This is a genomic window from Promicromonospora sp. NPDC057488 (assembly GCF_042802395.1).
Lineage (GTDB): Bacteria > Actinomycetota > Actinomycetes > Actinomycetales > Cellulomonadaceae > Promicromonospora.
Genome location: NZ_JBHVEG010000224.1, coordinates 1 through 8,849, shown reverse-complemented (window position 1 = coordinate 8,849; position 8,849 = coordinate 1). Strand labels below are relative to the sequence as shown.

The 8,849-nt window shown below is 72.7% G+C and carries 7 protein-coding genes; 2 read left to right on the top strand and 5 right to left on the bottom strand.

Annotated elements, in window-relative coordinates:
• Positions 1 to 35: 35 nt before the first annotated feature.
• From ACFU5G_RS27285 to ACFU5G_RS27265, 5 genes are all read right to left on the bottom strand, one after another.
• Positions 36 to 239 (bottom strand): cold-shock protein, encoded by a 204-nt coding sequence (locus tag ACFU5G_RS27285; protein ID WP_020016705.1) that lies wholly within the window; start codon positions 237 to 239, stop codon positions 36 to 38.
• Positions 240 to 459: 220 nt separating this feature from the next.
• Positions 460 to 1,389, bottom strand: coding sequence for a proteasome assembly chaperone family protein (locus tag ACFU5G_RS27280; RefSeq protein ID WP_377251784.1), 930 nt, complete (start codon positions 1,387 to 1,389; stop codon positions 460 to 462).
• A 134-nt stretch (positions 1,390 to 1,523) separates the two neighbouring features.
• On the bottom strand, positions 1,524 to 1,943 hold the full coding sequence (locus ACFU5G_RS27275; RefSeq protein WP_033327489.1) for a response regulator: 420 nt from the start codon (positions 1,941 to 1,943) through the stop codon (positions 1,524 to 1,526).
• 106 nt (positions 1,944 to 2,049) lie between these two features.
• The gene (locus ACFU5G_RS27270) at positions 2,050 to 3,699 is read right to left on the bottom strand and encodes an ATP-binding protein (RefSeq protein WP_377251782.1); all 1,650 of its coding nucleotides are present in this window, start codon (positions 3,697 to 3,699) and stop codon (positions 2,050 to 2,052) included.
• Positions 3,696 to 5,078, bottom strand: coding sequence for a PP2C family protein-serine/threonine phosphatase (locus tag ACFU5G_RS27265; RefSeq protein ID WP_377251780.1), 1,383 nt, complete (start codon positions 5,076 to 5,078; stop codon positions 3,696 to 3,698). Before ACFU5G_RS27265 ends, ACFU5G_RS27270 begins: the two co-directional genes overlap by 4 nt.
• A gap of 143 nt (positions 5,079 to 5,221) precedes the next feature.
• Here ACFU5G_RS27265 and ACFU5G_RS27260 point away from each other — a divergent pair, with 143 nt between their 5' ends.
• Both ACFU5G_RS27260 and serA read left to right on the top strand, forming a co-directional pair.
• Entirely contained in the window at positions 5,222 to 7,477 is a 2,256-nt protein-coding gene (locus ACFU5G_RS27260) for a HelD family protein (RefSeq protein WP_377251778.1), read from the top strand.
• Positions 7,478 to 7,568: 91 nt separating this feature from the next.
• A complete protein-coding gene (gene serA, locus ACFU5G_RS27255; RefSeq protein ID WP_377251776.1) occupies positions 7,569 to 8,807 on the top strand; it encodes a phosphoglycerate dehydrogenase in 1,239 nt (412 codons plus the stop codon).
• The last annotated feature ends 42 nt before the right edge of the window (positions 8,808 to 8,849 follow it).

Genomic DNA, 8,849 nt, shown 5'->3' with positions numbered 1-8,849 from the left:
CCCCGGAGGGAGCGCGGCCCTTCTCACGAGCTACGTCAGAGCGGCACGACTGCTTCCGCCTGCGGACCCTTGGGACCCTGCGTGATCTCGAACTCGACCCGCTGGGCCTCCTCGAGAGACCGGTACCCGTTGGACTGGATTGCGGAGTAGTGCACGAAGACGTCGGCGCCGCCGCCGTCCTGGGCGATGAACCCGTAGCCCTTTTCCGCGTTGAACCACTTCACAGAACCCTGCGCCATGCTGTCCTTCGACCTTCCGTCCGGGATCCGACGGCGAGCCCGTTGCCCGCCCCCGTGCCGCAATGCTTTCCCGACTTGCTCACGACACGCCGGACGTGGCCTTGGTACGTCACTGCAACGTGCGCCAGTGTGGCATGGACCACTCAAATGTGCCATGGAACACGCACATTTCTGCCGCAGCTATGACACACCGGGCCGCGAACTCACCGGGAACCCCGGCTCACTCGCCGTTCTGCTGTGCGAGGAATCGCTCGAACTCCGCGCCGAGCTCGTCGGCGCTCGGGATCGGCGTGGTCTCCGCGAGCAGGCTCGGGCGGCCGATGGAGCGGGCGAACGCGTCGTACTGCTCCTCCAGCGCCTTGACCACGGCGGCGATCTCGGACGACTCCGCGACCTGCTTCTCCACCTCGATCTTGGCGTCGGTCGCGGCCTCCTCGAGGCCGCCGATCGCCAGGTCCAGCCCGGTCGCGCGCTCGATGTGCTGCAGCCCGACGACCGTGGCCGGCGGGTACTGCGACTGCGCGAGGTAGTGCGGCACGTGCACGGTGAAACCGAGCGCGTCGTGCCCCGCCTCGCCCAGGCGGTACTCCAGGAGCGCGGCCAGCGAGCCCGGCACCTTCACGCTGCCGAACCACGAGGTGTAGTCGTCGACCAGGCCCGGCCGGGTCGCGTGCGCCGTCAGCGACAGCGGGCGGGTGTGCGGCAGCCCCATCGGGATGCCCTGCACGCCCACCACGAGGCTCACGTTGAAGCGCTCCACGAGCTGGGTCAGCGCCGCGACGACGCGCTCCCACTGCAGGTCCGGCTCCGAGCCGTGCAGCAGCAGGAACCCGGTGCCCTCGGCGTCGGTCAGGTGGTCGACGGCGAGGTGGGGGGCCTGGTAGTCGGCCCACCGGTCGGAGTCGAACGTCATGGTCACCCGCTTGGAGCGGTAGTCCAGCAGCTGGTCCACGTCGAACGTCACCAGACGCTCCACGCGGAACTCGTCGATCAGGTGCTCGACGGCGAGGTCGCCCGCGCTGCCGGCGTCCACGAAACCGCGGACGGCGTGCAGCATCACGGGTCCGTCGGAGCTGCCGGGCACGCTGCGACCCAGCGTGCGCTCCACCGCTGCCTCGTCGACGTCGTAGATGCCCTGGGGGTCAAGCACGTGCGCTCCCTCGCTCGTCGGAGTACTGCCGATCACCCGATCCGAAAGGGTGTCTGCTCTGGTCCAACGCAGCGGGGGCCGGGTGTCTTCCCGTTACGCCCTGAGCGTCGTGAGGAAACGTGCGGAGGCTCGGCTCAGCGGCCGGGCAGGCGCACCACGGAGACGAAGAAGTCGTCGATCTGGCGCACCACGTCGATGAACCGGTCGAAGTCGACCGGCTTGGTCACGTACGCGTTGGCGTGCAGCGAGTACGAGCCGACGACGTCCTCCTGGGCGTCCGACGTGGTCAGCACGACCACCGGGATGTGCCGCAGCATGGGGTCGCCCTTGGCGACGGCCAGCACCTCGAGCCCGTCCATCTTGGGCAGGTTGAGGTCCAGGAGCACCAGGTCGGGGGTCGGCGCCTGGGCGTACTGCCCCTGCTTGCGCAGGAACTCCAGCGCGCTCACGCCGTCACCCACCACGGAGACGTTGTTCGGGACGCGATGGTCCTCGAAGGCCTCCCGCGTCATCAGGACGTCGCCCGGGTCGTCCTCCACGAGGAGGATCTCCATCACCTTCTGACCGCTCACGTTGACCACCCGGCCCGTACCTGTCCCATGATGTCGGCATCGCCGGGCCCCCTCGTCGCGGCCCGCCGTCGGCCCTGGTCAGGCCGCCTCATTGAAGCGTAGTCGACTGCGCCCGTTCGGTCGAAAGGCGCCCCGTGCCGGGCTGGCCCTGCCGCCGGGCCAGCGTGAACCGCACGATGGTGCCGCCGCCGTCGGCCGGCTCGATCCAGATCCGGCCCTTGTGGTACTCGACGATGCGTTTGACCAGCGAGAGGCCGATCCCGGTGCCCGCGTACTGCTCGCGCGAGTGCAGCCGCTGGAAGATGACGAACACCCGCTCGGCGTACTGGGCGTCGATGCCGATGCCGTTGTCGACCACCGAGATCTCCCAGTGCGCACGCATGCTGCGCACCTCGATCCGCACGCTCGGCGGCCGGTCGGGGTCCCGGAACTTGAGCGAGTTGCCGATCAGGTTGACGAAGATCTGCTGGAGCAGCGCGCGCTCGCCGTGCACCACGGGCATCGGGTCGTGCACGATCTCGGCGTCCGCGGCCGCGATCCGCTCGGACAGCTCCGCGAGCGCCGCTGTCAGCACGCCCTCCAGCTCGACGTCCTCGCGCGGCACGCCCGTGCGGCCCACGCGCGAGAAGCTCAGCAGGTCCTGGATGAGCCGCTGCATGCGCTTGGCGCCGTCCACGGCGAACTCGATGTACTGGTCGGCGCGCTCGTCGAGCGAGCCGCCGTACCGCTTCTGCAGGAGCTGCGTGAAGCTGGCCACCTTGCGCAGCGGCTCCTGGAGGTCGTGCGAGGCCACGTAGGCGAACTGCTCCAGGTCGCGGTTGGACCGCTCGAGCTCGCGCGCCTGCTCGCTGAGCAGCGTGTGCGCGTTCTCGACCTCCTGGTGCGACAGCCGGATCTCCTCCACCTGGTGCACCAGCTCGCGGCGCATGGTCTCCACGTGCATGGCCAGCAGGGCGACCTCGCCCGTGCCGGCGGGCCGGATCTCCCGCCCGAGCACCCCGCTGCTCACCACGCGGACGGCGGCCGTGAGCTCCGTGAGCGGCCGGATCACCCACGACTCCAGGGCGAGCCACATCATGGTGCCCATCAGCACGACCACGAGCACGAGCGTCGCCACGGCGCCCAGCAGCAGCCGCTCCCAGACGGCCCGGGTGTCCACGACCTCGTCCCGCTGCGCGCTCAGCTCGGCCAGGTACCGGGAGACGGCGTCGTTGGCGGCCTCGTACAGCGTGTCGCCCCGGGAGATCGGCGGTGCGGTGCTCAGCAGCTCCATCTGGCAGGCCATCTGGCCGGCCGGCGCCGACTCGACGGCCGCGACCACGGGCTCGGCGTACTCGTCGAACCAGGCGTCGGTGCGCCGCACGGCCTCCTCGTAGGCCTGGAGCACCTCGGCGTCCGAGGCCAGCGCCCGGCGCTCGACGTCGGCCAGGAGCATGATGCGGCCGCTCGCCCCGACGGCGCGGGTCCAGGGCTCGAGCGCGGCCTCGTCGCAGGTGGCGCGGTAGGCGCTCACCGACGCGTCGGCGTCGGCGAGCGCCACGGAGGCCCTCTCGCCGTCGACCAGGGCGCGGTAGTAGGGACCGTCGGCACGTGCGTCCAGGCCGCGGGACTGGACCAGGGCGAGCACCGCGACGGCGAGCGCCAGCACGAGCATGGCCGCGACGGCGCCGAGCAGGCGGGCGAGGCGGCGGCGCATCGACACACCGGTGAACCGGTGCTCGTCCGGCACTAGCGTCATGCCCGCGACCACTCCACCGAGTCGGCCAGGGTCGAGGTGCGCTCCCCCGGTTCGGTGGCGCCGGCGCCGGCCCAGCCGACGAACAGCAGCGCGGCGTCGTCGACCAGGGGGCCGCCGTGCAGGGCGCGCACGCGGCGCAGCACGCGGGTGACGACCTCGTCGGTGCCCTGGTCCATCTCGTGCTCGACGACGCTGCGCAGGCCGTGGGCGCCGAGGCGCGGCATGCGCCCGTGGGCGCTGGGCGGGAGGATCGGCGTGCCCTCGGGGTCGGCGCCGACGGCCGCCTCGACGAGCCCGTCGGTGTAGAGCACGGCGGTCCACACCTCGGGCAGGTGTACGCGGTGGGCGGTCCAGCTGCCCTCGACGGGGATGCCCAGGGCGCGGCCGCGGTCGGAGGACGGCAGCTCCTCGCACTGGTGGGTCACGGGCGTGGTCTGGCCGGCGGGCGTCTGCGGCACCACGAGCAGGGGCGGCAGGTGCCCGGCGAGGTAGACGTCCATGTGCGAGCGGTCGGGCGAGATCACGGCCTGGCAGATGGTGACGAACACCTCGGGCCGGCCGCGTTCGGCCAGGAGGACCCGTTCGAGCAGCGGCAGCACGTCGTCGGCGGGGGTGTCGGCCAGCACGAGGGTGCGCCAGGCGGTGCGCATCGCGGCCCCGAGCGCGGCCTCGTCCGGGCCGTGCCCGGCGACGTCGCCGATGACGGTGACCAGGGTGCCGTCGGGGCGCTCCACCGTGTCGAAGAAGTCGCCGCCGAGCAGGCCGTTGCCGCCGGGCAGGTAGCCGACCATGACGGAGACCCGCTCGTCGGTGACGAGCTCCTTGGGCAGCAGGGCGCGCTCCAGACGGGTGGTCTCGGCGGCGCGCACCTCGCTGCGGAACAGCGCGATCTGCTGGGCGGCCGAGCGCCGGCGGAGCGTGGCGTAGCGCAGGCAGCGGGCCAGCCCGTCGCCGTCCACCTCGCCCTTGACCAGGTAGTCGTCGGCGCCGTTGGCGACGGCGGCCGAGCCCAGGTCGTGCGCAGTGTTCCCGGTGAGCACCACGACGGCGGGCTGCACCGGGAGCACCTCGATGCCGGACATGACGCGGCGCAGGGCGCCCAGCCCCTCGGCGTCGGGCAGGCCCAGGTCGAGCAGCAGGCAGTCCACGGCGACCATGGACAGGATGTTGAGGGCCTCGTCGACGGAGCGGGCGCGGTGCAGGTCCGCGCGCAGGTCGGACTCCACGTCGGCGTCGGCCAGGAGCTCGCTCACGAGGAAGGCGTCGGCGTCGTCGTCCTCGACGAGCAGGACCGAGATCGGACCGTCGAGCCGGGCCAGGCGCGCCTCGGGGCCGGGCCCGCCTGAGGGCCTCGCAGAACCCGCTCCGCCCGGTGCCATGGCGGCGATCCTATCCAGCGTGACGAGGCCCTGTCAGCGGACAGGCCGACGGGTGAGCAATAATGGTCGGCCGGTTGATTACGACCGGACAGATCTTGCTGGTGGAACACGGGAGACTCGCTGGTGAAACACGGAGGTAGGGCGTGACGGGAATCGCGGGCGAACTGGCCCACGAGCAAGCAGTCGTCGACACGATGTACGTCCGCTTGGACACCCTGCGCGGCACCACCGCGAACCGGCTGCGGAACGTGCGCCTGGAGGGCGCCTCCGGGACGCACCAGAACCGGAGCGAGCGTGACGCGTTCGCGACCATGTACGAGGACCGGGCCGCGCAGCTCGACGCGGTCGAGGACCGCCTGGTCTTCGGCCGGCTCGACCTGTCGGACGGAGCGACGAGGTACGTGGGCCGCATCGGCCTGACGGACGCCGAGCACCGCTCGATGCTCACGGACTGGCGCGCGCCGGCCGCGGAGGCGTTCTACCGGGCCACGGCGCTGCACCCGGGCGACGTCCGGCGGCGTCGGCACCTGGTGACCAAGGGCCGCGCGGTGACCGGCCTGGAGGACGAGGTGCTGGACCTCGAGGCCGAGATCGACGCCGACGCGCTGTCCGGCGAGGGCGCGCTGCTGGCGGCGATGGCCCAGGGCCGCACGGGCCGGATGACGGACATCGTCGCGACCATCCAGGCCGAGCAGGACCGCATCATCCGCTCCGACCTCACCGGGGCGCTCGTCGTCCAGGGCGGGCCGGGCACGGGCAAGACGGCGGTGGCGCTGCACCGCGCCGCCTACCTCCTGTACGCGCACCGGCGCCTGCTGGAGCGCTCCGGCGTGCTCGTGGTGGGCCCCTCCAGCGCGTTCCTGCGGTACATCGACCAGGTACTGCCCTCCCTCGGCGAGACCGGCGTGGTGTCCACCACGATCGGCAGCCTGCTGCCGGGGATCCGGGCGACCGGGGTCGACGAGGGCCAGGTGGCCCGGCTCAAGGGCCTGCTGCTGTGGCGCAAGGTGATCCGCCGGGCCGTGCGGGCGCGCGAGCGCGTGCCTCGGCACCCGGTCGAGGTGCGGGTCGAGGGGCACGACTTCGTGATCCACCCCCGCGACGTCGCCGACGCGATCGCCCGCGCCCGCCGCACCCACAAGCCGCACAACCTGGCGCGCGCGTCGTTCGTGCGCGACATGCTCGGGCGGCTGGCCGACCAGTACCGCGACTTCGACGGCACCCCGCTGTCGTCCGAGGACCGGGCCTCGGTGGTCGAGGACCTGCGCTCCGACCGCGACGTCCGCGTGGCGCTCAACATCGCGTGGCTGCCGATCACGCCCGAGCGGCTCGTCTCCGACCTGTACGCCAAGCCGCACCGGCTGGCCGAGGCCGCGCCGGAGCTGTCCGAGCGCGAGCGGCGCCTGCTGGCGCGCGAGCCGGGCGCGCCGTGGACCGAGTCGGACGTGCCGATCCTGGACGAGGCGTACGAGCTGCTGGGCGAGGACGACTCCCTCGCGCGGGCCGAGGCCCAGCTCCGCGAGGCCGAGCAGGCGCGGGAGGTCGAGTACGCGCGCAACGTGCTCTCCACCACGGGCGCGGGCGGCGGCCTGGTCGACGCCGAGACCCTCGCGTCCCGCTTCGCGGCGACCGGCCCGTCGCTGACGACGGCGGAGCGCGCCGCCGCCGACCGGTCCTGGACCTACGGCCACGTGGTGGTCGACGAGGCGCAGGAGCTGTCCCCGATGGCCTGGCGGGCGCTGGTGCGCCGCGTGCCGACGCGGTCGATGACCATCGTCGGCGACGTCGCCCAGACCTCGTCGGCGGCCGGCGCCCGCAGCTGGGACCGCATGCTCACCCCGCTGCTGCGCGACGGCTGGCGCCTGTCGGAGCTCACCGTCTCCTACCGCACGCCGGCCACCGTGGCCGACACCGCCCAGCGGGTCGCGCGGGCGGCCCGGCTGCCCGTCTCCGACCTGCGGGCGGCGCGCGACGTCGAGGGCTCCCTCGACGCGGCCCGCACCGCGCCGGGACCGGACGGGGTGCCGGACGACGCCGCCGTGGTCGCCGAGGCCGTGGGCCTGGTCAAGGAGTTCGTGGGGCCCGACGCCGGCCGCGTGGCCGTCGTCGCGCCGCCGGCCCACGTGGCGCGGTTGGCCGACGCCGTGGCCGGGGCGCTGGCCGACGCCGTCGGCGCGGAGGAGGCCGCCCGGCTCGCGGCCCAGCGCCCGGAGGACGCGCAGGTGACCGTGCTCAGCCCGCGCGAGACCAAGGGCCTGGAGTTCGACGCCGTCGTGCTGGTGGAGCCGGCCGCGATCGCGGAGGGCGCCGGCGGGACCAGCGACCTCTACGTGGCGATGACCCGGCCGACGCAGCGCCTCGTGGTGCTGCACGCCCGCGACCTGCCCGAGGGGTTCTGACCGCGGGGCCCCGTCCACCTGCCGTCCCAGCAGGCGGGACGTGGGCCCCATCCGTTTGTCGCTCGCCCGCACCCTGGCGCACCATGGGTGCGTGCAGCGAGCCCTTCTCCTCGAGAACGTCCACCCCACCTCCGTCCCGATCCTCGAGTCGGCCGGGTACGAGGTCGACTACCGCAAGGGAGCCCTCGACGAGGACGAGCTGATCGCCGCCCTCGACGGCGTGCAGCTCCTCGGGATCCGGTCCAAGACCGAGGTCACCGCGCGGGTGCTGGCCGAGTCCGACAGCCTGGTCGGCGTGGGTGCCTTCAGCATCGGCACCAACCAGATCAACCTGACGGCGGCCGCCCACCGCGGCGTCGCGGTGTTCAACGCGCCGTTCTCCAACACGCGCTCCGTGGTGGAGCTGGCGATCGCGGAGATCATCTCCCTGACCCGCCGCATGACCGAGCGCGACCGCGCCCTGCACTCCGGCGTGTGGGACAAGTCGGCGGACGGCTCGCACGAGGTGCGCGGCCGCACCCTCGGCATCGTGGGCTACGGCAACATCGGCTCGCAGCTCTCCGTGCTCGCCGAGAACCTCGGCATGTCCGTCGTCTTCTTCGACACCGCCGAGAAGCTGGCGCTGGGCAACGCGCGCCGCGTCGAGACCCTCGACGAGCTCCTGGAGACCGCGGACATCGTCACGCTGCACGTGGACGGCCGCTCCGGCAACGCCGGCCTGTTCGGCGAGAAGCAGTTCGACCGCATGAAGCCGGGCGCGATCTTCCTCAACCTGTGCCGCGGGTTCGTGGTCGACGTCGACGCGCTGGCCGAGCGCATCACCTCGGGGCACCTGTCGGGTGCCGCCGTCGACGTCTTCCCGCAGGAGCCCAAGAAGCGCGGCGACGCCTTCGAGTCGGTGCTCCGCGGCCTGCCGAACGTGATCCTCACCCCGCACGTGGGCGGCTCCACCGAGGAGGCGCAGGAGGCGATCGGCCAGTTCGTGGCCAAGAAGCTGAGCGACTACGTGACGACCGGGTCGACGATGCTCAGCGTCAACCTGCCGAACCTGCAGCTCGAGCACACGGGCGTGGGCCGCATCAAGCTGCTGCACCGCAACGTGCCGGGCGTGCTGGCCACCGTGAACCAGATCTTCGCGGACCACGGCGCCAACATCGAGGGCCAGATGCTCGCGACGCGCGGCGACATCGGCTACGTGGTCACCGACATCTCGGACGTGACCGAGCGGGGTGCGTCCAAGAAGCTCCAGGCGCTGGACGCGACCATCCGCCTGCGGATCCGCGACGCCTTCGAGCGCCCCGAGTTCCCGCCGGGGCCGGCGGCGCGCTGACCTGCCCGTCGCTGGTCGAGCTTGTCGAGACCGGTCTCGACA

Bases quoted from the DNA above. Each gene is read 5' to 3' on its own strand.
- ACFU5G_RS27265 (WP_377251780.1), bottom strand. From the start codon at position 5,078: ATGGCACCGGGCGGAGCGGGTTCTGCGAGGCCCTCAGGCGGGCCCGGC.
- ACFU5G_RS27270 (WP_377251782.1), bottom strand. From the start codon at position 3,699: ATGACGCTAGTGCCGGACGAGCACCGGTTCACCGGTGTGTCGATGCGC.
- ACFU5G_RS27275 (WP_033327489.1), bottom strand. From the start codon at position 1,943: ATGGAGATCCTCCTCGTGGAGGACGACCCGGGCGACGTCCTGATGACG.
- ACFU5G_RS27285 (WP_020016705.1), bottom strand. From the start codon at position 239: ATGGCGCAGGGTTCTGTGAAGTGGTTCAACGCGGAAAAGGGCTACGGG.